18 protein-coding genes are annotated in these 22,907 nt (G+C 66.3%); 11 read left to right on the forward strand and 7 right to left on the reverse strand.

Annotation, left to right across the window (positions count from 1 at the left end; all coding sequences use genetic code 11):
• The first annotated feature begins 9 nt into the window (after positions 1-9).
• The 4 genes from dapD (at position 10) to dapE (ending at position 3,240) form a co-directional block, all read left to right on the forward strand.
• Positions 10-1,173, forward strand: coding sequence for a 2,3,4,5-tetrahydropyridine-2,6-dicarboxylate N-succinyltransferase (gene dapD, locus ABQY74_RS07500; RefSeq protein ID WP_349793801.1), 1,164 nt, complete (start codon positions 10-12; stop codon positions 1,171-1,173).
• Positions 1,170-1,643 (forward strand): hypothetical protein, encoded by a 474-nt coding sequence (locus tag ABQY74_RS07505; RefSeq protein ID WP_104645071.1) that lies wholly within the window; start codon positions 1,170-1,172, stop codon positions 1,641-1,643. The genes dapD and ABQY74_RS07505 overlap by 4 nt, the downstream gene beginning before the upstream one ends.
• The gene (locus tag ABQY74_RS07510; protein ID WP_024938895.1) at positions 1,640-1,996 is read left to right on the forward strand and encodes an arsenate reductase; all 357 of its coding nucleotides are present in this window, start codon (positions 1,640-1,642) and stop codon (positions 1,994-1,996) included. The genes ABQY74_RS07505 and ABQY74_RS07510 overlap by 4 nt, the downstream gene beginning before the upstream one ends.
• A gap of 113 nt (positions 1,997-2,109) precedes the next feature.
• Complete coding sequence (gene dapE, locus ABQY74_RS07515; RefSeq protein ID WP_349793798.1) at positions 2,110-3,240, forward strand: succinyl-diaminopimelate desuccinylase; 1,131 nt, start codon at positions 2,110-2,112, stop codon at positions 3,238-3,240.
• Between the two features lie 213 nt (positions 3,241-3,453).
• Here dapE and ABQY74_RS07520 read toward each other — a convergent pair whose 3' ends face one another.
• Positions 3,454-4,326: a tetratricopeptide repeat protein gene (locus tag ABQY74_RS07520; RefSeq protein ID WP_104588994.1), complete on the reverse strand. Its 873-nt coding sequence runs from the start codon at positions 4,324-4,326 to the stop codon at positions 3,454-3,456.
• A 361-nt stretch (positions 4,327-4,687) separates the two neighbouring features.
• Between ABQY74_RS07520 and asnB the strand changes: the two genes are divergently transcribed.
• A complete protein-coding gene (gene asnB, locus ABQY74_RS07525; protein ID WP_104570568.1) occupies positions 4,688-6,382 on the forward strand; it encodes an asparagine synthase B in 1,695 nt (564 codons plus the stop codon).
• Between the two features lie 68 nt (positions 6,383-6,450).
• Here the strand turns inward: asnB and hpaM are convergent, their stop codons facing one another.
• The 3 genes from hpaM to ABQY74_RS07540 all read right to left on the reverse strand — a co-directional run bounded on the left by hpaM (position 6,451) and on the right by ABQY74_RS07540 (position 12,512).
• Positions 6,451-7,500, reverse strand: coding sequence for a type III secretion-associated outer membrane-bound protein HpaM (gene hpaM, locus ABQY74_RS07530; RefSeq protein WP_104626352.1), 1,050 nt, complete (start codon positions 7,498-7,500; stop codon positions 6,451-6,453).
• Positions 7,501-7,741: 241 nt separating this feature from the next.
• Positions 7,742-9,886 (reverse strand): TonB-dependent receptor, encoded by a 2,145-nt coding sequence (locus ABQY74_RS07535; protein WP_349793795.1) that lies wholly within the window; start codon positions 9,884-9,886, stop codon positions 7,742-7,744.
• 223 nt (positions 9,887-10,109) lie between these two features.
• Positions 10,110-12,512 (reverse strand): penicillin acylase family protein, encoded by a 2,403-nt coding sequence (locus ABQY74_RS07540; protein WP_349793793.1) that lies wholly within the window; start codon positions 12,510-12,512, stop codon positions 10,110-10,112.
• 146 nt (positions 12,513-12,658) lie between these two features.
• On the opposite strand from ABQY74_RS07540, the gene bfr reads away from it, so the two are divergent.
• Entirely contained in the window at positions 12,659-13,144 is a 486-nt protein-coding gene (gene bfr / locus ABQY74_RS07545) for a bacterioferritin (RefSeq protein WP_039511630.1), read from the forward strand.
• 275 nt (positions 13,145-13,419) lie between these two features.
• Here bfr and ABQY74_RS07550 read toward each other — a convergent pair whose 3' ends face one another.
• The 3 genes from ABQY74_RS07550 to ABQY74_RS07560 all read right to left on the reverse strand — a co-directional run bounded on the left by ABQY74_RS07550 (position 13,420) and on the right by ABQY74_RS07560 (position 17,581).
• The gene (locus ABQY74_RS07550) at positions 13,420-14,076 is read right to left on the reverse strand and encodes a thiopurine S-methyltransferase (RefSeq protein WP_349793792.1); all 657 of its coding nucleotides are present in this window, start codon (positions 14,074-14,076) and stop codon (positions 13,420-13,422) included.
• Between the two features lie 349 nt (positions 14,077-14,425).
• Positions 14,426-16,669 (reverse strand): DNA topoisomerase IV subunit A, encoded by a 2,244-nt coding sequence (gene parC / locus ABQY74_RS07555; protein WP_065050095.1) that lies wholly within the window; start codon positions 16,667-16,669, stop codon positions 14,426-14,428.
• Positions 16,670-16,729: 60 nt separating this feature from the next.
• Positions 16,730-17,581 (reverse strand): helix-turn-helix domain-containing protein, encoded by an 852-nt coding sequence (locus ABQY74_RS07560; protein WP_039520365.1) that lies wholly within the window; start codon positions 17,579-17,581, stop codon positions 16,730-16,732.
• A gap of 123 nt (positions 17,582-17,704) precedes the next feature.
• Between ABQY74_RS07560 and ABQY74_RS07565 the strand changes: the two genes are divergently transcribed.
• From ABQY74_RS07565 to ABQY74_RS07585, 5 genes are all read left to right on the forward strand, one after another.
• On the forward strand, positions 17,705-18,145 hold the full coding sequence (locus tag ABQY74_RS07565; protein ID WP_016904051.1) for a MarR family winged helix-turn-helix transcriptional regulator: 441 nt from the start codon (positions 17,705-17,707) through the stop codon (positions 18,143-18,145).
• Positions 18,146-18,168: 23 nt separating this feature from the next.
• Complete coding sequence (locus tag ABQY74_RS07570) at positions 18,169-19,656, forward strand: AdeC/AdeK/OprM family multidrug efflux complex outer membrane factor (RefSeq protein ID WP_349793843.1); 1,488 nt, start codon at positions 18,169-18,171, stop codon at positions 19,654-19,656.
• A 10-nt stretch (positions 19,657-19,666) separates the two neighbouring features.
• Complete coding sequence (locus tag ABQY74_RS07575) at positions 19,667-20,860, forward strand: efflux RND transporter periplasmic adaptor subunit (protein ID WP_024938906.1); 1,194 nt, start codon at positions 19,667-19,669, stop codon at positions 20,858-20,860.
• A gap of 6 nt (positions 20,861-20,866) precedes the next feature.
• Entirely contained in the window at positions 20,867-22,447 is a 1,581-nt protein-coding gene (locus ABQY74_RS07580; protein WP_024938907.1) for a DHA2 family efflux MFS transporter permease subunit, read from the forward strand.
• Between the two features lie 308 nt (positions 22,448-22,755).
• Positions 22,756-22,905 carry a hypothetical protein gene (locus ABQY74_RS07585; protein ID WP_349793791.1) on the forward strand — a complete coding sequence of 50 codons (150 nt, stop codon included), beginning with the start codon at positions 22,756-22,758 and terminating at the stop codon, positions 22,903-22,905.
• Positions 22,906-22,907: the final 2 nt, after the last annotated feature.

A 22,907-nucleotide genomic window follows, 5' to 3' on the forward strand; every position in this document is an offset into this window, starting at 1 on the left:
AGACCCCCCATGGCCACCAGCAAGAAGACCGCGCGCAAGCAGGGCGCGACCCCCACCGACGCAGCGCCCAAGCGCGCGCCGAGCAAGAGCGGCAAGGCGCCCCAGGCGCCGGCCGTCGACAAGCGCAAGGCCACGGCTGCTGCCAAGCCGGTGGCCGCCAGTAAGAGCGTTACCAAGCAGGTGACCAGGAAAAGCGCGACCAAGTCGGCGACCAGTGCGGCCCCGCGCGTGGCCAAGCAGCCGACCAGCGTGGTGTCCGCGCCGGCCGCCAAGAAGGCTGCAGCCGCGAAGAAACTGCCGCTCGCCGAAAAGGCCGTCGGCGGCGCTGCAACGCCGGTGGGTACTGACGAACTCAAGTTCGGCATCGAAAGCGCATTCGAGCGCCGCGCCAGCCTGACCGTCGACGAGATCGACGGCTCCACCCGCGCCATCGTCACCCGCGTCATCGACGGCCTGGAAAGCGGCGAGTTCCGCGTCGCCGAGCCGGACGGGCAGGGCGGCTGGACCGTCAACGAGTGGTTGAAGAAGGCCGTGCTGCTGTATTTCCGCGTCAACGAGATGGCCGTGATCGACGCGCAGCCGGCACCGTTCTGGGACAAGGTGGAGTCGCGTTTTGCCGGCTTCGGCGAAGCCGAGTTCCGCAAGGCCGGCGTGCGTGTGGTGCCGGGTGCGGTCGCGCGGCGCGGCAGCTACTTCGGCAAGGACGTGGTGCTGATGCCGAGCTTCACCAATATCGGCGCGTATGTGGGCGAAGGCACCATGGTCGATACCTGGGCCACGGTGGGGTCGTGTGCGCAGATCGGCGCGCATTGCCATCTGTCCGGCGGCGCCGGCATCGGCGGCGTGCTCGAACCGCTGCAGGCCAGCCCGACCATCATCGAGGATCATTGCTTCATCGGTGCGCGTTCGGAAGTGGTCGAAGGCGTGGTCATCGGGCACCACAGCGTGATCGGCATGGGCGTGTTCATCAGCCAGAGCACACGCATCTACAACCGCGCCACTGGCGAGATTTCCTACGGTTACGTGCCGCCTTATAGCGTGGTGGTGTCCGGCCAGCTGCCGTCGAAAGATGGCTCGCACTCGCTGTATTGCGCGGTGATCGTCAAGCAGGTGGATGCCAAGACGCGCAGCAAGACCAGCGTCAACGAATTGCTGCGCGGCCTGGCCGATTGAATACCGCGCAGCCTGCGCGCGGCACCATGCTGTCGCGGCCGCTCAGTGGCTGGGTCCGTTGGGGCATCCCGGCCATGTGGTTGGGATGGGTAGCGCTCTACGTGGGCGGCTCGCTGCTGCGCGACGGCCTGCCGCAGCAGCTGGAGGTCCTGCGTTGGCTGGCGCCTGCACTGGTGGTGCTGATGACCCTGCGTCTGGCATGGTCATCCGCCCGCTGGGCACAGGTCCGCGATGCGGGCGATGCACTGGAGATCGTGCAACAAGGACGGTCGCAGCGTGTGGACCTGGCCGAGTTGCGCTCGGTCGATGCGGCATGGCTGATTCCGCCGCGGCGGATGGCGCTGAAATTCCACGGCACACGCGCCGATGTGGTGTTCCTGCCCGCACACGGGCAGGAACACGATCAACTGGTAACCACCTTGTTGGCGCGTGCAAGCGCGCGCCGCAGAGTCGAAAAGGCGACGACATGACCACGCTCTATGGATTGAAGAACTGCGACACTTGCAAGAAGGCGACCAAGTGGCTGGACCGCTTCGGCGTGGCCTACAGCTTCGTCGACTACCGCGAGCACACGCCCGCGCCGGAGACGTTGCTGGATTGGGCCGGCCAGGCCGGCGGATTCGAGGCCTTGATCAACAAGTCCTCGACTACCTGGCGCCAGCTGCCCGACAACAAGAAGACGCCGGGTTCGGACGCGGAATGGAAGCTGCTGCTGCGCGAATACCCGCAATTGATCCGCCGCCCGGTGGTGGTGAGCGACGATGGCGCGCTCAGCCAGGGCTTCTCCGACAACGGGTTCAAGGCACGCTTCAACATCGCCTGATGGTGCCACCGCGCACCATCGGTTCGCACAGGCCTGTGCGTGGCGGGTGCGGGGAAGGCAGGCGATCTGCCGATGCCGGCAGCCCAGGTGCATCTTTTATCGGAAGGACGAGCATGACCAGCGACGTACTGCAACTGACCTGCGAGCTGATCGCACGCGCCTCGGTGACACCGGACGATGCCGGCTGCCAGGCGCTGCTTGCGCAGCGCCTGGAGGCTGCCGGATTCGCTTGCGAGCATCTGCGCCTGGGCCAGGTCGACAATTTGTGGGCCACGCATGGCAGCGGTGCGCCGGTGCTGGTGCTGCTTGGCCACACCGATGTGGTGCCACCGGGGCCGCGCGAGGCCTGGACCAGCGATCCGTTCGATCCACAGATCCGCGATGGTGTGCTGTACGGACGCGGCACGGCCGACATGAAGGGCAGCGTGGCCGCCTTCGCGATCGCTGCCGAACAGTTCGTCGCCGCCCATCCGCAGCATGCCGGCACGCTGGCGCTGTTGCTGACCTCCGATGAAGAAGGCGATGCCATCGACGGCGTGCGGCGCGTGGCCGAGCTGTTCCGCGCGCGCGGGCAGGCGATCGACTGGTGCATCACCGGCGAGCCGTCGTCCACCGAACGGCTGGGCGACCTGCTGCGCGTGGGCCGTCGCGGCAGTCTATCCGGCACGCTGACGGTGAAAGGCGTGCAGGGGCATGTGGCGTATCCGCACAAGGCGCGCAATCCGATCCATCTGGCCGCGCCTGCACTGGCCGAGCTGGTGGCGCGGCAGTGGGACGAGGGTTTCGAGAGTTTTCCACCGACCAGCCTGCAGGTGTCGAACATCCATGCCGGCACCGGCGCCAATAACGTGATTCCGGGCGAGCTGCAGGTGGCCTTCAATCTGCGCTACACCCCGCTGTGGGATGCGCCGCGGCTGGAAGCGGAAATCAGCGCATTGCTGGATCGCCACGCACTGGAGTATTCGCTGCGCTGGCATCGCAGCGGCGAGCCGTTCTACACCCCGGAAGGCCGCCTGCGCAGCGTCGCACGCGAGGTGCTGGGCCAGTTCGCCGGCGCACCGCCGGAAGAAAGTACTGGCGGCGGCACCTCCGATGCGCGCTTCATCGCGCCGCTGGGCGCGCAATGCATTGAGGTCGGCCCGGTCAACGCCAGCATCCACCAGGTCGACGAGCATGTGCGCGTGGCCGATCTGGAAGCGCTGCCGGCGTTGTACCGCACGCTGATCGAACGCCTGCTGGTCTGAGTTGCCAGGATATGCCCATGCCACGCGCTGGTTTGCACACTACGCAGCCAGCGCACGGCATGGGTTCACCTGCGGCACGCCGATGCTGCTGCGCGACGCGGGCATCGCCAAGCTGCACTAGATCTTCTGGATTGCAGCAGCATCTCGCTTGCATTGCATTGCATTGCATTGCATTGCGCTGCCAGGTGGCATGGACGCACAAGGCTCGGGGGGCTAGTCGAACGTCCAGAACGGCGGTTTGATCGCCTCGCGCCAATGCGATTCGTCCGCGATATAGAACGTCTGTGCGGACGCCTTGGCAAACCAGGTTGCCGCCGTCTCCACGTCGCGCGTCACGCCGCTGCTGCCGCGTCCGAGCAGCAGACCGGAGAAATACTGACCATACACATTGCCCTGGTCCGCCGCGCGCCGGTACCAGCGCAGCGCCTCCGTACCGTCTCTGTCCACGCCACCCATTCCTTTTTCATGGAGCGCGCCAAGATCGACCTGCGCCTCGGCATCGCCGTTGCGGGCGCGGCGCTGGATGTCGCGTACCAGCGGGTGCAATGCACCTCCGCTTGGCGCGATGGCGGCGGGAAGCCCCGACGATCCTGATGCGGAGCGCTCATAGATCGTCGCACGCAGATCCCAGCGCAACGCCGCAGCCGCCTCCCCACGGTCGCGGTGAAACTTGGCGAGCTCGGCGATGGCATACGGGTTTCCATGCATGGCCGCTGCCAGGTACCAGTGCTCGCCCTTGCGCGGCGACGCACGTAATGCGACGCGCTGGTCGATGTACGGGCTGTCGGGATGGAAGAGCGTCCCGCTTGCCCAGATCCGTCCCAGCGCCAGTTCGGCGCGGGTGTTGCGGAACGTCCACGGGGCGATCGCAGCGGCACGTTCGTACCAGTGGATGGCGCGTGGGTCGTTGCGTGCCTCCAGGCGTTCGGCCGCATTCCACGCGCTATCGAAACTGCCATCGGCCGCGTGTTGTTCCAGCTGTTGCAGATAGACTGGATCGGTGCGCGGAGGGGCGCTGCTGCAGGCCTGCAGCAACACTGCAAGCAACAGGGCCAGGGGCGGCATGCGTCCGATGCGTGGGGTCATTCCATTACTGCCGATTGTTGGGGGCGGTCATTATCCTCGCAATACGCCGGTGCGACCGCGGCGTGGTCTGCGATGCTGGGCTTGGTTGCCATCGCAACAGTTGCGCCGCCGTCGAAAGCGGGATACGGTCGAGGCATGTCATCGCTCCTGCCCAACCTCGTCAATAACGCCAACCGCAACAATCTGCGCGCGAACAATCGTGCGCGGCCGATGCGGGTCTGCGACTAGGCGAAGTAAAACCAAACGCCCAGGAATCAGAAAACCCGCATCGGCCGATGCGGGTTTTTTTATGGGTGTCATTCTCGTGCAGCACGCTCTTTCATCGGCCGCCAACCCTCGCAGTTTCATCAGGAGTGTTTCCATGTGTTCCATCTTCGGTATTTTCGGCCTGCAACCCGGTGACGATCTGCAGGCATTGCGCCGGCAGGCGCTGGAATGTTCGCAGCGGCAACGTCACCGTGGCCCGGACTGGAGCGGCGTGTATGTCGACGCCGGTGCGATCCTGGTGCACGAGCGGCTGGCCATCGTCGACCCGGCCGGCGGCTCGCAGCCCTTGTTGTCAGAAGATGGCGCGCTTGCGCTCGCGGTGAATGGCGAGATCTACAACCATCGCGAGCTCAAGCAGGAGCTGGTGCAGCCATACGCCTTCCAGACCGGCTCCGATTGCGAGGTGATCAACGCGCTGTACCGCGAGGATGCGCCGGCCTCCTACCTCAACCGCCTCAACGGCATCTTCGCGTTCGCGCTATGGGACAAGGCGGCCGGGCGGGTGCTCATCGCGCGCGACCCGATCGGCGTGGTGCCGCTATACTGGGGCCATGATCGCGAAGGCCGGCTGCGCGTGGCGTCGGAACTGAAGTCGCTGGTGGACGATTGCGCCGATGCGGCGCAGTTCCCGCCCGGCCACTGGTACGACAGCGCCACCGGCGCACTGAGTCGCTATTACGAGCGCTCCTGGCGCGAATACGCCGAGGTGGAAGGCGTGCAGGTGCAGTTGCAGGAATTGCGTGAGGCCTTCGAGCGTGCGGTGCACCGTCAGTTGATGACCGATGTGCCGTACGGCGTGCTGCTGTCCGGCGGACTGGATTCGTCGCTGGTCGCCGCGGTGGCCGCACGCTATGCACGTCATCGCATCGAGGAGAACGACACCACCGAAGCCTGGTGGCCACGCCTGCATTCGTTCGCGATCGGCTTGAAAGGCTCGCCGGACCTGGCCGCGGCCGAAGTCGCCGCCGCCGCGCTGGGCACCGTGCATCACGGCTTCGAGTACAGCTTCGAGGAGGGCCTGGATGCGCTGCCCGAGGTCATCCGCCACATCGAGACCTATGACGTCACCACCATCCGCGCCTCCACGCCGATGTTCCTGCTGGCACGACGCATCAAGGCGATGGGCGTGAAGATGGTGCTGTCGGGCGAAGGCAGCGACGAAATCTTCGGTGGCTACCTGTATTTCCACAAGGCACCCAACGCACGCGAATTCCACGAGGAACTGGTACGCAAACTGGATGCACTCAACAACTACGATTGCCTGCGCGCCAACAAGTCGATGATGGCCTGGGGCGTGGAGCCACGCGTGCCGTTCCTGGATCGCGAGTTCCTGGATGTGGCCATGCGCATGGACGCCAGTTTCAAGATGATCGACAAGACCAGCAGCGGCGCCACGCGGATGGAAAAGGGCGTGTTGCGCGAAGCGTTTGCCGGCTATCTGCCCGAGTCGATCCTGTGGCGGCAGAAAGAGCAGTTCAGCGATGGCGTGGGCTATGGCTGGATCGATGGGCTCAAGGCGCACGCCGCCGCGCATGTCAGCGACCGCGAACTGGCCGCCGCCTCCAAGCGCTTTCCGGTCAATCCGCCGCAGACCAAGGAAGCCTATTTCTATCGCACGCTGTTCGAGCAGTTCTTCCCCAGCCAGGCGGCTGCGGAGACGGTGCCGGGCGGCAAGTCGATCGCGTGTTCGTCGCCGACCGCGATCGCCTGGGATGCCAGTTTCGCCGCGATGGCCGACCCATCCGGCCGTGCGATTGCCGGCGTGCACGAACAGGCCTTGGCGTCGTAACGCTGCTGCATCGGAGTTGAAACTCCAGCGGCCGGCATGCGCTCACGCGCTGCCGGCCGCTGCTGCGATCACTCGTGGCGCACGCAGTATCCGTAGCGTTGCGGCTCGATATCCACGCCGGCCACGTCGGCCTGGTTGTTGCGCCACAGGTTCGGCTTGAAGTCGGCCGCCGTGCAGTTGGCGGCGCGGTCCACACCGATGGTGTAGGTGAACGGTGTATTGGAGAAGCGGTTGTTCTCGAACACGTTGTCCTGGCTCATGCTGTTGTCCCAGCACAGGATTTCCGGCGTGCGATAGCGGATGGCGCAGGCCAGGAACACGCCGGCGACCTTGTTGCCGTCGAACTGATTGTTGCTGAAGCGGTTGCGGCGCGCGTCGGACAGATAGATGCCCTGGCTGCCGTTGCGCTCGAAGCGGTTGTTGCGGATCTCGCTGTCTTCCAGATGCTCGGTGGTCAGGCCTGCAGCCACGTTGTCATGGATGTAGTTGTTGACCATAGTGACCTTGGCGGTGCGGTTGAACGACACGCCATCCCAGATCGCGCCGGACACATCGTTGTTTTCGATGGTGATCTCGCGGGTGTCGTACTCGCTCAGCAGGCAGGCGCTGCGGCACTTGTTGACCTGCAGGCCGGCCAGCCGGATGCCCTGACCGGAACGCACCACCACCGCGCTATTACTCAGGTACGGACGCTCGGGCATGAACTCCTTGTCGCCGGTGCTGGCGACGATCTGCATGTCTTCGATGCTGACATTGCGGATCACGCCGGTCGGCTGCTGGTTTTCGTAGTCGCCGACCACCAGCGCCGGTTGCTGTACGCCATCGGCCATGCGCAGCACCGTGGTCGGGCCCTTGCCGCGCAAGACGAGATTGCCGCGGTGGATCGAGACAAGGCCGTTGAGCGGAAATTCGCCTTTTTCCAAGCACAACACCGCGGGCGTATCACTTTGCGGAAGCTTGTCGATGGCTTTCTGCAGATCCTGCCCGGGGCGCACCTTGGCAGTACAGGCGGCGACCGGCGCATCTGGTGGGCCGGATTTGGCGGGCGGCGCTGCCGAGCAGGCAGTGGCAACGAGCAGGGGCAACAGGGCGGAAACGGAGCGGGCAAGCTGAGGCATGCGGATTCCGGTCAGTGGGGGGAGGAGGGCGATCGTGCGCAAACACGTTGCAGATCGCGACGGCCTCTAGTGTGTCCCACCGGACGTTAAAGTCTGGCTGATTCCGGCCTGCCTGATTCGGCGCAGGTTCATTGCACGGCCGTAGTCGAGACCGCAACTGTGCGTGCGGCGACCGCTATGGTCGACGAACGTCACAGTTGCAGCATCGCTCAAGGCCTGGGCAGGCGCCCGTTCGCCACGCTTAGAAACTGTAGGCCAGCTGCGCGTAGACACGGCGCGGTTCGCCAGGAAAGTGACCGGTGCGTTCGGTGAATCCGCTGGCGGCATAGACCTTGTCGAACAGGTTCTTGACGTTGACCTGCAGTTTCCAGGCATCCCACTGCGTCTGCCAGCTGATGTCGAAGATGGCGTATGGCTTGACGCGCTGGCCTTCCAGGCTGACCCGCTCGCCCACGTAGTCGGCACCGAAGGCAATTGCCGAGTTCCAGGCCGGCAGGTCGTAGCGCGTCCACAGACCGAAGGTGTTGCGCGGTGCATTGGCGAAGCGGTCGCCGGACGCATTGGTGATGCCGTTGGTGCCCGCATCGAGCACGCGTGCATCGTTGTAGGCGTACGTCAGATTGAGCACCCAGCGTTCGGTGAGGTCGGCCAGCAGATCCACTTCCAGGCCTTCGCTGCGCACCAGGCCGAGCGCGGAGAGCTGATTGACGCCATCGACGATACTGCCGTTGGCCTGCACGATATTGCTGCGTTCGATGCGATACAGCGCGGTGTTGAGCGTCAGCCCGCCATCGTTGAGCGCGGTCTTCAGGCCCACTTCCCACTGCGTGCTGCGCTCGGGATCGAACGGCCCGCCGACGCTGCTGTCCTGATTGGCCGCATCCTGCGGCAGGAAGCCGCTGGCATAACTTGCGTACGCGTTGATGCCATCGCGCAGCACGAAGGTGCTGCCCACACGCCAGCTGAGATCGTTGCCGGTGACGCGCGAGCCGTCCAGACGGTTGTCGTCCTTAAAGCCGTCCCAACGCAGTCCGGCCATCGCAAACCAGCGCGGCGTCAGCGTAAGTTCGTCCTGCAGATACGCCCCATAGCGCTGGCTGCGGGTGCTGGTGGCGCGCCAGGGCAGGCTGTCCAGGCCGTAGTCGTAGAAGCCGCTACGGCCATACACCGGGTTGAACAGGTCGATGCCCGGCACCGGCCCACGCACGCGGCCGCTGTCTGCGGTGTTGGCGGTCTGCGCGCGGAAATCCGCATCCAGCCGATAGTAGTCCGCGCCCATCAGCAGCTTGTGCTCGATCGCGCCGATGCGGGTGCGAAACACCGCATTGACGTTGCTGGAGATCGCATCGTTGTCGCGGAACTGGTTGCGCAGCTGCCGCGTCATCCATTCGGCGGTGCCGTCGCCATCGCGGTCGATCAGACCCATCGGCTCGTGATAGATCTGATGCTCGTCGTTCTTGAACCAGCGCATCGCCATGTCCACATCCCATGCATCGGACGGCGCAAAACGGTACTGCGCGAACGCCACCTTGGCGCGCATGTCGAGGAAATCGGTGGGCTCGTTGTGGTTCCAGCGACGGTCGGTGAGGAAGTTGCCGTCGTCATCCACCGGCACGCCGCGCAGGCGATTGCCGCCCAGGTTCTGGGTGATGTCGGTGTACTGCAGCGTGAGCTCGCCGGTCTGGCCGATATCGAACGCCACCGACGCATCGCCGATCTGGCTCTGGCTATCGGTGTTGCGGCGAAAGCCATCCTCGCCATCGGCATAGGCGCCGATGCGGTAGCGAATGCGCCCGTCCGCGCGTGCCGGCCCCGTGGCCTCGAACGAGGCCGCCCCGAAGGATTGATTACCCACCTGCAGCTCCACCCGACGCGCGGCCTGATGGCCGGGCTTGCGGGTGACGTAATTGATGACGCCACCGGGTTCGCCGCCGCCGTACAACGCACCGGCCGGGCCCTTGAGCACTTCCACGCGTTCGATATTGAACAGCTGCGGCACCGAGAAGCCGGCATACGGATCGCCACGCAATCCGTCGTAGAGCACGTTCTCCTGGCGGAAGCCGCGCAGGGTGACGCCGGCGTAGCTGAAGAAACTGATGCCGCTGATGCTGCGATACAGATCGGTGATCTGGCGCGCGGCCTGGTCGTCGATCAGTTCGCGTGGCAGCACCTGCACCGACTGCGGCACCAGCGACAACGGCGTATCGGTGCGTGTGGCCACCGCGGCATCGTCGGATTTGTACAGCGTCTGCGCACGGCCGACGACGTCGACGCCATCGAGGTCGGTGACGGCTGCCGAGGTGCTGGTGTGTTGTTGGGCGAAGGCGCGGGGCGAGGGTAACGCCAAGACAGTGGCGAGCGCGGTGACAAGGAGCGTGGGGCGCATTGGTCACTAATGGGAATGGTTATCAAATGCATCTTAGCATGTTGTGCTCGCTTGATTGGGCAGGTCGGTGGGTGGGCGTGGCTGCGGATACTTGGGTATCCAGATGTGCCAGGTGCAAGGTGCGGGGTGCGATCGGCAGAACGCAGACACCGATTTTGCGTTCGTCCAGACCCGTATCGACTGTCGAAACCTGTGTCGACAGACGAGACAGTAATGACCACGCCTACTTCGGCTGCAGTTGCAACGTATAGCGGGTCGCGGTCGGCAGGAACGGGGTCGGCCGGCCGTGCACCCAGTCGTCGTGGCCTGCGCCCCAGAACGGCGACAACGGGTGTCCGCTCTGGCCGCCTGGCATGTGCACGATGCCGTCCTGTTCGTGGCCGGGCGACACCACCATGCGTTCGGAGGCGCCGAAGGCCGGGCCTTGCACGCGCGGCATGTCGCGATCGCCTGGCAGTTGGTCGGGTGGCATGCACAGCCAGCGCTTGGCGAGCGCAGGTAATGCCCGCGCGATCGGGTGGCAGATGGTGGCGGTGTTGCGTTCGCCCCAGGTGCGTTCGCTCAAGGCGCCGTCCTGCGCAGCGAGATCCGTCTGCGCATTGCGTGCAGCCTCGGCAAGCAGCTGATCCCAGCTCGCATAGGCGGGCGGCAGCAGATGCGCCGGGCGCTGCTGCAGCAACGGCCAGACGATGCCTTCCAGCTGCGCGCGACGCGGCGGCAGGAAGTCCTTGCCAAGCGCGGCTTTTGCCGGCGCCAGCAGGCCGGCTTCCACTGCGTCGATGGTCATGCCGCGAAAGCCGCGCACGATGCGGTAGCTGGTCGAGCGGGTGGATGCGTGCCCGTCCCACTGCCGGGTGGCGGCTTCGATCTGCTGCAAGGCCGGGTCCTTGCTGTGCTCGACCACGCTGCGCAACAACTGCCACCACCGCGTGAGCAGCACGGCGCGATCGTCGAGCTGGATGGCGAGCAGGTCCAGCTCGTTGAAACGTTGCCTGGCGAACAAGTCGTCGCGGATCTGCTGCGCACGCGCACCCAGGTCGTAGCCGGCATTGCCGAGCGTGGCCAACTGCTGCGCATCGACGACGCGGCTGTTGGCGGTCCAGAGCCGGTGCGACGGAGGATCGATCAGGGCGGGGGCAGCGTCGCTGCGCACCGGCCAGGGCAGGCAGCCGCCCGGCGCAGGCGCCGCCGTTGCCGTTGCCGCAGGCGAAGCCGCGTCCGCACCCTGCGCCGAGCTTGCCAGTTCGGCGATGCCGCTCGGGCCACAGCCGGCATTGCGTACCGGGCGCGCACCGATCAACCGCCAGGCGATGCGCCCGCTGCGATCGGCCAGCAACAGGTTCTGTGCCGGAATGCCCGAGCGATCCGCCACCGCGAAGGCGGTTTGCACATCGGCCGCCGTACTCATCTGCGCAAAGTCCAGCCGGATCGCGCCGGGCAGCTGCGCGGCCCAGCGTAGTGCGAGCAGGCTGCCATCGGCGTTGTCGTGCAGGACCGGTCCCCAGGCGCTCTCGCGCACCGCAAAGCGCACCGGCGCGGCGCCGGCCACGCGAATGGTTTCGACATGGGTGGTGAGCGCTTGTGGATGACCCGGCGTGGCCGGCGCAATCCGCGCAAAGTCGGCGGTGTCGATGTAGCTGTTGGTAAAGGCCCAGGCCACATGCCCGTTGCTGCCGACCACCACCGCCGGCAAGCCGGGCAGGGTGAAACCGGTGACGTCCACCTTGCCGTCGGGCGCACTGGTGTCCGGGTAACGCAGGCGTGCGCGGAACCAGATATTGGGCGCGCGCAGGCCCAGGTGCATGTCGTCGGCGACGATGGCGCGGCCGTCGCTGGTGAGGCTGCCGTCCACGGCGAAGTTGTTGCTGCCCGGCGTCGGCGGCTCGGCGCCTGCGGTGGCGGCTGGATGCGGCAGGCGGCGCAGATCCAGGGCGGCGGCGTCGGGCAGCACGGCATCGCCTTGCGCGGGGCCGAACAGCGGCGCATCCCAGCTGGAGCCTTGATGGTCGAGCAATGCCGCCAGCGCCGCCGGCACCACCGCACGGATGCGGGCGGCTGCCAGTTCGGTCTGGTTGTCGTTGTCCTGCAGGTCGGCATACATCGCCATGCCGGTGAGGATGGAGTCGTCCAGCGTCCACGCGCGCGGTGTCTGCCGCAGCAACAGGTACGGCCACGGGCGCACGCGCAGTGCGGCCAGCCCGGCATTGACGCCCTCGGTATAGGCCTGCAGCGCGGCGCGCTGGCTGCCGGCGGCGACATCCAGGCTGGCATGCACGCGGGCGCGCAGCCGGTGCACGCGATTGCGTTTGTCCAGGTCCAGCGCTGCGGCGCCGAACAGCTCGGACAACTCGCCGGCCGGTGCGCGGCGCATCAGGTCCATCTCGAAGTAGCGCTCCTGCGCGTGCACATAGCCGAGTGCGCGCATGGCATCGACCTGGCTGGCCGCATCGATGGTGACCACACCACGCTGGTCGCGTTGCACGCTGACCGGTGCCGCCAGGCCTTGCAGTGCGCTGTTGCCATCCAACTGCGGCAGGCTGCCACGCATCAGCAGATACGCGGCCAACAGGGCCGCCACGACCAACACCACGATTGCCAGCAGCAGCCGGCCCAGCCATTTACGCATTGTCGAGTCCTTGAGTTCGGTCACAGTGTGGCGGCCGGTCATGACCGTGGCGGGTCTGGCCGCAAGCGCAACTGAAAGTGATTCCGATTAGATCATTGCGCCGCGGCTTAGGGCACCATGCGCGCATTGCGTCGCTGGAGCACATCATGAAAGGCCATCCCGAAGTCGTCGACTACCTCAAACAGCTGCTGCGCGGCGAACTGGCCGCACGCGACCAGTATTTCCTGCACTCGCGCCGTTACGAGGACCAGGGCCTGATGGCGCTGTACGAGCGCATCAATCACGAAATGGAAGAGGAGACCGAGCACGCCGATGCGCTGCTGCGGCGCATCCTGTTCCTGGAAGGCGACCCGGACATGCGGCCGGCCGAGTTTGCGCCAGGCAAGACCGTGGTGGAGATGCTCGAGCGCGATCTGGTGGTGGAATACGAAGTGCGTGCCAATCTCGCCGCCGGCATGAAGCTGTGCGAAGAACACGGCGACTACGTCAGCCGCGACATCCTGCTCAAGCAGCTGCAGGACACCGAAGAAGACCACGCCTGGTGGCTGGAGCAGCAGTTGGGCCTGATCAAGCGGATCGGCCTGGAGCTGTACCAGACCTCGAAGATCGACAAGGGCCACGTCGCCGGCTGAGCCCGGTGACTGGGCGCTGCGCAGCCGCCGAACAGGCGCAGCGCAGTTTTGCAATTGGCAGATGCCGCGCGGGGCATCGCCTTGCTGCGTGGTCTGCGTCAACTGCCGGCGGTTTGCGGCGGTGTTGCTCGGCGCCTTGCGCTGTTGTGCGAACCAGCGCGTGGCGCAACGCCGCGCGGTGCTGATCGGCGCGCGCTGCGCTGCTTGCGCAACGCCTGCGTCGCCCGACTGGGGCGTCGGCAGCGATCGTCGATGACAAAGTTCGCCCGTGACCGTCAGTTGCGTTGCAGACGATAGACGCCGCTCGACAGGGCAGTGACGCCATCGGCACGGAAGCGCGGCTCCTGATCGAGGATGTCGCGGCGTTCCAGTTGCTGCACCTGCCATTGCGTGTCGAACAGTGCGTGGACCGCGTCAGCTCCCACCGAAAACGGTGGCCCGGCCTTTTCGGCCTGCGGATATTCCAGGGTGATCAACAGCCCGCGGCATCCCGCAGGCAGGCGCGCGTACGTGGTGTACAGATACTGCTGGCGCAAGCCGGCCGGCAGGGCGATCAATGCGGCGCGGTCGTAGACGGCGCTGCAATCGGCCAGCACGCTTGGCTCCAGTGCAAACGCGTCGCCGCAGATGATTTCGATCGGGCCGGCGATAAAGTGCTCGCCCGCGCGGCTGCTGTGGCGCTGCGGTTGCAGGCCGGCATCAGCGAAGAATTGCGTCACCGCCAGCGGCGATATCTCCACGCCCAGCACCCGATGGCCTTGTGCGGCCAACCAGTGCAGGTCCAGCGTCTTGCCGCATAACGGCACCAGCACGCGGGCAGCCTTCGGCAGCTGCAACGCCGGCCAGTGCTTTTGCAGCAACGGCATCACCTGGTCCTGATGGAAGCCGGTCTGACCGTTCTGCCAACGCTGCAGCCAGAAATCTGTGTCCATGATGTTGTCTTGTTGGTTTGCGTTGACGAGTGCCGTGATGCAGCCAATGGCACTCACACTGCAGATCGAAAGGAACCGCTCAGACCACACCGCACCGCCGCGCGATGCACTGCGCACAACCCGTACACCGAGCTCACAACCAACCACGCACACCGACCATCTCGACCGGTCCTTGCCCGCTCACCGTCGCGGGACCTTACGCGGCATGGATGCCGCGTAAGAGCCTACACGGACGTACTTGCGGCGTGTCCCGCGATGGTGGGCGGGCAAGGGCCCTGCAGCAAATCGGCAGAATCGAGGCAGCGACAGTCTCGAACGCGCCGCTGCGCGCCACGTCGGTGAACAGCCGTTATTGCACTTCCAGCCCGTCCACCTTTTGCCACCCTCGCGGCAACAATGCCCCGCGACTCGCACGCGCACCCACATAGGTATCCAGATCCTTGAACGATAGGCTCATGGTGCGTGCACCGCTGCGCACCAGCAGCGTGTTGCCCGGTGCCACCGCCACCACCGCGACCACGCGCTCGGTACCGAGCTTGGCCTTGGGGATGTCGATGATCTTGTTGCCTTTGCCCTTGTCCAGCTCGGGCACGTCGCTGGCGGTCACCGCCAGCAGATTGCCGGCACTGGTGACAGCGACGATGCGGTCGCTCTGCGGATTGGTCACCTGCGCAGGCGTCAGCACATGCGCGCCGGTGGTCAAGTTGAGCATCGCCTTGCCCGCCTTGTTGCGGCCGGTGAGGTTTTCGAAGCGGGTGACGAAGCCGTAGCCGTGCGAGGACGCCAGCACGAAGCGGGTGGCGTTGTCGGCGCTGGCCATGACCTGGAACGCCGCGCCCGAGGCCGGCGAGAAACGGCCGGTCAGCGGTTCGCCATTGCCACGTGCCGAGGGCAGGGTGTGCACCGCGGTCGAATAGGCGCGGCCTTCCGAATCCAGGAACGCCACCTGATGCGTGCTGCGGCTGCGCACCGCTGCCAGCAGGCTGTCGCCTTCGCGGTAGGACATGCCGGCCGGGTCGACCTCGTGGCCCTTGGCCGCGCGTACCCAGCCCTTTTCCGACAGCACCACGGTCATCGGTTCGCTGGTGACCATCTCGGTTTCGTCGATCGCCTGCGCGGCGCCACGCTGCACCAGCGGCGAGCGACGCGCGTCGCCGAACTTCTTGGCGTCGGCGGTCAGCTCGTCCTTAATCAGCTTCTTCAGCTTGGTCTTGCTTTCCAGGATCGCCATCAACTGCGCGCGTTCCTTGGCCAGCGCTTCCTGCTCGCCGCGGATCTTCATTTCTTCCAGGCGTGCCAGCTGGCGCAGCTTGGTTTCCAGGATGTATTCGGCCTGTTCTTCGCTGAGCGCGAAGCGCGCGATCAGCACCGGCTTGGGTTCGTCCTCGCTGCGGACGATGCGGATCACTTCGTCCAGGTTGAGGAAGGCGATCAACAACCCTTCCAACAGGTGCAGGCGGCGCTCGACCTTCTGCAGGCGATGGTTGAGGCGGCGGGTGACGGTGTCGCTGCGGAAGCTCAGCCACTCGCTCAGCAAATGCCTGAGGTTCTTGACCTGCGGGCGGCCATCCAGGCCGATCACGTTGAGATTGACGCGGTAGCTGCGCTCAAGGTCGGTGGTGACGAACAGGTGGCCCATCAGCTGCTCGGCATCGACACGGTTGGAGCGCGGCACCAGCACCACCCGCACCGGGCTGGTGTGGTCGGACTCGTCACGGATGTCTTCCAGCCATGGCAGCTTCTTGGCGCGCATCTGCTGGGCGATCTGCTCGATCACCTTGGACGGCGAGACCTGGTACGGCAACGCATCGATGACGATGTTGGCGTGTTCTTTCTTGTAGGTGGCGCGCGCACGCACGCTGCCGTGGCCGGTCTCGTAGATTGCGCGCAGATCGGCCGCCGGGGTAATGATCTCGGCGGTGGTCGGATAGTCCGGGCCAAGCACGTGTTCGCACAGCTCGGCGACCGTGGCATCGGGGTTGTCGAGCAGGCGCAGCAGCGCGCTGACGATCTCGTTGAGGTTGTGCGGCGGCACGTCGGTGGCCATGCCCACTGCGATGCCGGTGGTGCCGTTGAGCAGCAGGTGCGGCAGGCGCGCCGGCAGCCAGGTCGGCTCTTCCAGAGTGCCGTCGAAGTTGGGCGCCCAATCAGTGGTGCCCTGGCCGATTTCGCCCAGCAGCACCTCGGCGATTGGGGTCAGCTTGGATTCGGTGTAACGCATCGCCGCGAACGACTTGGGGTCGTCGGTGGAGCCGAAGTTGCCCTGGCCTTCGATAAGCGGGTAGCGATACGAGAACGGCTGCGCCATCAGCACCAGTGCTTCGTAGCAGGCGCTGTCGCCGTGCGGGTGGTACTTACCGATCACGTCGCCCACGGTGCGCGCGGATTTCTTCGGCTTGGCAGCGGCATTCAGGCCCAGCTCGCTCATCGCGAAGATGATGCGCCGCTGCACCGGCTTCAGGCCGTCACCCAGGAACGGCAGGGCGCGGTCGAGCACCACGTACATCGAATAGTCGAGATAGGCGCGTTCGGCGTACTCGCGCAGCGGCAGCTGCTCGAAGCCATGGAAGGTGGGGCGGGTCAGATCGGTCATGTAAAGCCAGGTCCTACGAAAGAGGAGCCCGCGCCGTGGCGCGAGCTCGAAGAGCGCCGATTATCCGGATGCGGCGGGGGATGCCAAGCCGCGCGCATGCGTGCCGGCCAGATAACGCGTGGGGGGAGCGCCGAAATGGCGGTGGAACACACTGACGAAGGCGCTGGGGCTGCTGTATCCGAGCTGGTCGGCGACCTGGGCGACCGGGCTGCCCTGGCTGAGCCGCCGCAGTGCCTCTGCCAGCCGGGCCTGTTGCCGCCACTGCGCGAAACTCAGCCCGGTCTCGCTGCGGAAATGCCGGCTCAGGCTGCGCGCCGACAGCCCGCCCCAGTCGGCCCAGGCGTCCAGCGGGCGCGGGTCGGCTGGGGTATCGAGCAACTGCCGGGCGATGCGCAGCAACCGCCGGTCGGCTGGCATCGGCAGGTGCAGGTGGTCGATCTGCACCTGGTGCAGTTCGTCCAGCAGCACCGCGGCCAGGCGTTGCCGGGCAGGGTCGAGCGGCTGGCCCAGCGGCCAGTCGGCCGCGCGCATGATCACCTCGCGGGCGAGCCCGGTCAGGCGGATCACCCCGCCTTGCGCGGGCAACGCGGCGCAGGCGTCCGGCCGGACCACCACGCCCCAGCCGCGCAGCGGGCCCGCGAGTTCCACGGTGTGCTGCTGGCCGGGCGGCATCCAGCCGGCGCAGCCCGGCGGTAGCGACAGGGTTCCCTGCTCGGTGTGCACCGTCAGCACGCCGTGCTCGACATACATCAGCTGCCCGCGGACATGCGCATGCCGAACCGTCTCCGGCGCCCATACCGCGCGCAGATCGGCCAGGAACGCGATCACCTCCGGTCCGTCGGCCCACTCGAAGCTGGCGCGCACGCCGGGTGGCAGGGCATCGCGCGTGGTTGGCGGATTTTCGACAGTCATTGGCGCAATTGTATTACCAGGCCAGCGGTGCAGGCGCGTAAGGTGGCGATCCTTGCTGGCGGTTTAATCCCGTTAGAAATATTTGCGTTGACAAATATATTTTTCGGAAGAAAATAGCCCGCCATGAATGACCTCTCCACCGCCTCGCCGTCGTTCGGCCTGCTGTTGCGCCAGGTGCGCGATGCGCTGATGCGTCAGCTCGATGCAGAAATGAAAGGCGAGCTGCCGGACTTCGGCTTCAGCCACTACGTCGGCCTGAAGATCCTGGCGGTGCGCTCGCCCTGCACGGCCAACGAGCTGGCGCTGGCGCTGGACCAGACCCCGAGCGCGGTCACCCGCCTGCTCGACAAGCTCGAAGCGCTCGGTGCGGTGCGACGCGAGCCACATGCGCAGGACCGGCGCGCGCTGCAGATCGTCATGACCGAACAGGGCGTGGCGCTGTGGGAGCGCCTGAAGCTGCGCGGCGAGCGCGCCATCGAGCATGGCTTGCGCGATCTGGCCCCGCCCGAGCGCGAGCAACTCACCTCTCTTCTCATCCGTGTCCGCGATGCACTCAACTCATGAACGCTGCTAGTTCCCCGATCCAGATACTGCGCCTGCGGTCCACGCAGCTTGCGCGGCCGCTCGTCCTCACTGCGCTGACGCTGGCGCTGGCCGCCTGCGCCAGCAGCCGCGGGCTTGCCCCGCAGGGCACCATGCTGGAACCGGGCGCACTGCATGCCGAGCGCACCCTCGCGCAGGCCAACCTGAGCCCGGCCGCCTGGCCGGCCAGCGATTGGTGGCGCGCCCTGGGCGATGCGCAATTGAACGCGCTGATCGCCGAAGGCCTGCAGCACAGTCCCAGCCTGGCGGCGGCCGATGCGCGCCTGCGTCAGGCGCAGGCACGCATCGGTAGCGCGCAGGCCGATCGCGGCCCCAGCCTGTCGGCGTCCGGTGGCTATGCGGGCGTGCAGTTGCCCGAATCGATGGTGGGCGATGAGCGCGGCGGCAAGTTCGGCGGCAACGGCCAACTGGTGCTGGACTTCCGCTATGGCGTGGACCTGTGGGGCGGCAAGCGCGCCACCTGGGAAGCGGCGGTGGACCAGGCGCATGCGGCCGAGGTGGACGCACAGGCGGCACGCCTGAACCTGTCGGCGGCGATCGCCGAAGCCTATGCGCAGCTCGACTACGCATGGCGCCTGCACGACGTGGCCAACGATGAGTTGACCCGCGTGCAGAAGACCCTGGAGCTCACCCGGCAGCGCCGCGGCGCCGGCATCGACAGCGATCTGCAGGTGCGCCAGGCACAGGCTCGCGTACCGTCGGCGCAGCAGCAGCTGCAGTCCGCGCAGCAGCAGATCGACGAGGCGCGCAACGCCCTGGCCGCGCTGTCCGGGCAGGGCCCGGCTCGCGGGCTGGAGATCGCGCGCCCGACGCTGGGGGCGGCCATCGCCACGCAGCTGCCGAGCAACCTGCCCGCCGACCTGCTGGGCCGCCGCCCCGATGTGGTCGCCGCGCGCTGGCGCGTGGAGGCCGCCGATCAGGATATCGCCGCCGCCAAGACCCGTTTCTACCCCAGTTTCAACATCACTGCGCTGGGCGGTGTGGTGAATCGCGATGTCGGCCAGTTGCTGGAAAGCGCCTCGGTGTTCGGGGTGGTTGCGCCGGCGCTGAGCCTGCCGATTTTCGATGGCGGCAAGCTGCGCGCCAATCTGGCCGGCAGCGATGCGCAATACGATCTGGCGGTGGCCGATTACAACCAGAAGGTGATCGACGCCCTGCGCGAGGTGGCCGACCAGGTCAACGCCGTGCGTTCGCTGGAGCAGCGTGCGCGCGCGCAGGACGACGCCGTGCAGACCGTGACCGCCGCCTTCGCGCTTGCGCAGCAACGCTACCGCGCCGGCATCGGCAGCTACCTGGAAGTGCTCAGCGTGCAGGAGCAGCTGCTGCTCGCACGCCAGCGCATGGCCAGCCTGCAATCGCAACAACTGTTGGCCTCGGTGAGGTTGCAGCGTGCCCTGGGCGGCGGATTCACGCCGGAACCTGCGCGCGACACCGCACACGCCGCGACCACTTCCGCACAACCGAATTCCTGAGACAGCGACGATGAGCCAGACGACTCCAACTTCTTCCCAACCTGCGCCGGCCGCGCCCAGCAAGCGCCGTGCGGCGCTGCGCATCGTGGCCATTGTGGTGATCCTGGCGATCATCGGTCTTGTGGTGTGGTACTTCCTGGTCGGCCGCTGGCACGAGGACACCGACGACGCCTACGTGCAGGGCAACCAGGTGCAGATCACCCCGATGGTCGGCGGCACCGTGGTCAGCATCGGCGCCGAAGACGGCATGCGCGTGGAGCGCGGCCAGTTGCTGGTGCAGCTGGACCCGGCCGACACCGCAGTCGCATTGCAGCAGGCCGAGGCCAATCTGGCCAAGACCGTGCGCCAGGTGCGTGGTTTGTACCGCAGCGTGGAAGGCGCACAGGCCGAACTGTCCTCGCGCGAGGTGAGCCTGCGCAGCGCACGTGCCGACTTCGCACGCCGCAAGGATCTGGCCGCCAGCGGCGCGATCTCCAACGAAGAACTGGCGCATGCCCGCGAGGAACTGGCCGCTGCCGAAGCGGCGGTGAGCGGTTCGCGCGAGAGCTTTGAACGCAACCGCGCGCTGGTGGACGACAGTGCGGTGGCCAACCAGCCGGACGTGCAGACTGCCGCCGCGCAGCTGCGTCAGGCCTATCTCAACCATGCGCGCACCGGTGTCATCGCGCCGGTGTCCGGCTACGTGGCGCGTCGCTCGGCGCAGCTGGGCCAGCGTGTGCAGCCCGGCAGCGTGCTGATGGCGGTGGTGCCGCTGGAGCAGGTGTGGGTGGAAGCCAACTTCAAGGAAACCCAGCTCAAGCACATGCGCCTGGGCCAGGAAGTGGAGCTGCATTCGGATCTGTACGGCGGCGGCGTGGACTACACCGGCCGCATCGAAAGCCTGGGCCTGGGCACCGGCAGCGCGTTCTCGCTGTTGCCGGCGCAAAACGCCAGCGGTAACTGGATCAAGATCGTGCAGCGCGTGCCGGTGCGCATTGCGGTGGATGCCAAACAACTGGCCGGCAATCCGCTGCGCATCGGTTTGTCGATGAAGGTCGACGTCAACCTGCATGACCAGCAGGGCAGCGTGCTGCCGACCAAGTTCGCCAATGGCGCGGTGTTCTCCACCGACGTGTATGCGCAGCAGTTGCAGGCCGCCGACGCGGACATCCAACGCATCATCCAGGACAACCTGCCTGCGCAGGCTGCGTCCAAGGCGGGCTAAGCCAGCATGTCTTCGCAAGCTCCCACCGCGCCAGGCGGTCCCTCGGCACCTGCGCCCGCTGCCGGCTTTCGCCCGGCGAGCGTGGCGCTGTGCACCGTGGGCCTGGCGATGGCCTCGTTCATGCAGGTGCTGGACACCACCATCGCCAACGTTTCGTTGCCGACCATCGCCGGCAATCTCGGCGCCAGTTCGCAGCAGGCCACCTGGGTCATCACCTCGTTCGCGGTCAGCACCGCGATCGCCCTGCCGCTGACCGGCTGGCTGAGCCGCCGCTTCGGCGAGACCAAGTTGTTCGTGTGGTCGACGCTGGCCTTTACCGTGGCCTCGTTGCTGTGCGGCCTGGCCCAGAGCATGGGCATGCTGGTGGTGTCGCGCGCGCTGCAGGGGTTTGTTGCCGGGCCGATGTACCCGATCACCCAGAGCCTGCTGGTGTCGATCTACCCGCGCGAAAAACGCGGGCAGGCGCTCGCCTTGCTGGCGATGATCACCGTGGTGGCGCCGATTGCCGGGCCGATCCTGGGCGGCTGGATCACCGACAACTACAGCTGGGAATGGATCTTCCTGATCAACGTACCGCTGGGCATCATCGCCAGCAGCATTGTCGGCTCGCAGTTGCGCCATCGCCCCGAGCAGCTGGAAAAGCCGCGCATGGACTACATCGGCCTGATCCTGCTGGTGGTCGGCGTCGGTGCGCTGCAGCTGGTGCTGGACCTGGGCAACGACGAGGACTGGTTCTCTTCCGACAAGATCGTGGTGCTGGCCTGCGTCGCTGCCGTGGCGCTGGTGGTGTTTGTGATCTGGGAACTCACCGACAAGGATCCCATCGTCGATCTCAAGCTGTTCCGGCATCGCAACTTCCGCGCCGGCACGCTGGCGATGGTGGTGGCCTATGCGGCGTTTTTCAGCGTGAGTCTGCTGATCCCGCAATGGCTGCAACGCGACATGGGCTACACCGCGATCTGGGCCGGCCTTGCCACCGCGCCGATCGGCATCCTGCCGGTGCTGATGACGCCATTCGTGGGCAAGTACGCACTGCGTTTCGACCTGCGCATGCTCGCCACCGTCGCCTTCATCTTCCTGTCGTTCACCAGCTTCCTGCGCTCCAACTTCAACCTGCAGGTGGACTTCAGCCATGTGGCCACCGTGCAATTGGTGATGGGCGTGGGTGTGGCCTTGTTCTTCATGCCGGTGCTGCAGATTCTGCTCTCGGACCTGGACGGTCGCGAGATCGCCGCAGGTTCCGGCCTGGCCACCTTCCTGCGCACCCTGGGCGGCAGCTTCGCCGCATCGCTGACCACCTATCTGTGGGCACGCCGCACCCAGGTGCACCACGCGCACATCACCGAACACATCTCGGTCTACACCCCGGGCATGCAGGAGCAGGTCACCGCGATGGGGCAGGGCGACCTGCAACGCGGCGCGGCCTCGCTCAACAACATGATCAATCACCAGGCCTCGCAGATGGGCTTCAACGACATCTTCTACCTGCTCGGCTGGACGTTTCTGGCGATCATCTTCTTCCTGTGGCTGGCCAAACCGCCGTTCGGTGCGGGTGCCGGCGGTGCAGCGGCGGCGGGTGGGCATTAGGCGCGGGTGACAAGGTGCTTGGCCGCTCTAACATCGGCTAAGACCACGACCTCGCGTTGGTCCAGTGCAGAGCGCGTGATCTGCGACTTGGCTGCAGGGCCCTTGCCCGCCCACCCTCGCAGGACACGCCGCAACTACGTCCGTGTAGGCGCTTATGCGGCATCCATGCCGCGTAAGGTCCCGCGGCGGTGGGCGGGCAAGGACCAGTCGGGATGGTCGGTGTGCGTAGTGCTTTTTGAAGCAACCAACGAACCGTTTGGAGCGGTGAGGGCGCTGCGGCTTCGACCGGCGCAGATGCGGCGATTCGTGTGTTCGCGCTCAATGTGTTGCTGTTTCCGGCGTCCCGCAATGCGCTGGACAGCCTTGCCGAGGCGTATGAAGCAAGCGGAGATCTCGCCCGTTCGAGCACCATCCGGCAGAGCATCAAGGACATGCCCGCCCCGCCCGGGAAACAATGATT

The sequence above is a fragment of the Xanthomonas sp. WHRI 7064 genome (assembly GCF_040202355.2).
Classification (GTDB): Bacteria; Pseudomonadota; Gammaproteobacteria; order Xanthomonadales; family Xanthomonadaceae; genus Xanthomonas; species Xanthomonas arboricola.

What these genes read in the sequence shown, in the direction of transcription:
- dapD (WP_349793801.1), top strand. Translation starts at nt 10, where the DNA reads ATGGCCACCAGCAAGAAGACCGCGCGCAAGCAGGGCGCGACCCCCACC.
- ABQY74_RS07510 (WP_024938895.1), top strand. Translation starts at nt 1,640, where the DNA reads ATGACCACGCTCTATGGATTGAAGAACTGCGACACTTGCAAGAAGGCG.
- dapE (WP_349793798.1), top strand. Translation starts at nt 2,110, where the DNA reads ATGACCAGCGACGTACTGCAACTGACCTGCGAGCTGATCGCACGCGCC.
- ABQY74_RS07520 (WP_104588994.1), bottom strand. Translation starts at nt 4,326, where the DNA reads ATGACCCCACGCATCGGACGCATGCCGCCCCTGGCCCTGTTGCTTGCA.
- asnB (WP_104570568.1), top strand. Translation starts at nt 4,688, where the DNA reads ATGTGTTCCATCTTCGGTATTTTCGGCCTGCAACCCGGTGACGATCTG.
- hpaM (WP_104626352.1), bottom strand. Translation starts at nt 7,500, where the DNA reads ATGCCTCAGCTTGCCCGCTCCGTTTCCGCCCTGTTGCCCCTGCTCGTT.
- ABQY74_RS07535 (WP_349793795.1), bottom strand. Translation starts at nt 9,886, where the DNA reads ATGCGCCCCACGCTCCTTGTCACCGCGCTCGCCACTGTCTTGGCGTTA.
- ABQY74_RS07540 (WP_349793793.1), bottom strand. Translation starts at nt 12,512, where the DNA reads ATGCGTAAATGGCTGGGCCGGCTGCTGCTGGCAATCGTGGTGTTGGTC.
- bfr (WP_039511630.1), top strand. Translation starts at nt 12,659, where the DNA reads ATGAAAGGCCATCCCGAAGTCGTCGACTACCTCAAACAGCTGCTGCGC.
- ABQY74_RS07550 (WP_349793792.1), bottom strand. Translation starts at nt 14,076, where the DNA reads ATGGACACAGATTTCTGGCTGCAGCGTTGGCAGAACGGTCAGACCGGC.
- parC (WP_065050095.1), bottom strand. Translation starts at nt 16,669, where the DNA reads ATGACCGATCTGACCCGCCCCACCTTCCATGGCTTCGAGCAGCTGCCG.
- ABQY74_RS07560 (WP_039520365.1), bottom strand. Translation starts at nt 17,581, where the DNA reads ATGACTGTCGAAAATCCGCCAACCACGCGCGATGCCCTGCCACCCGGC.
- ABQY74_RS07565 (WP_016904051.1), top strand. Translation starts at nt 17,705, where the DNA reads ATGAATGACCTCTCCACCGCCTCGCCGTCGTTCGGCCTGCTGTTGCGC.
- ABQY74_RS07575 (WP_024938906.1), top strand. Translation starts at nt 19,667, where the DNA reads ATGAGCCAGACGACTCCAACTTCTTCCCAACCTGCGCCGGCCGCGCCC.
- ABQY74_RS07580 (WP_024938907.1), top strand. Translation starts at nt 20,867, where the DNA reads ATGTCTTCGCAAGCTCCCACCGCGCCAGGCGGTCCCTCGGCACCTGCG.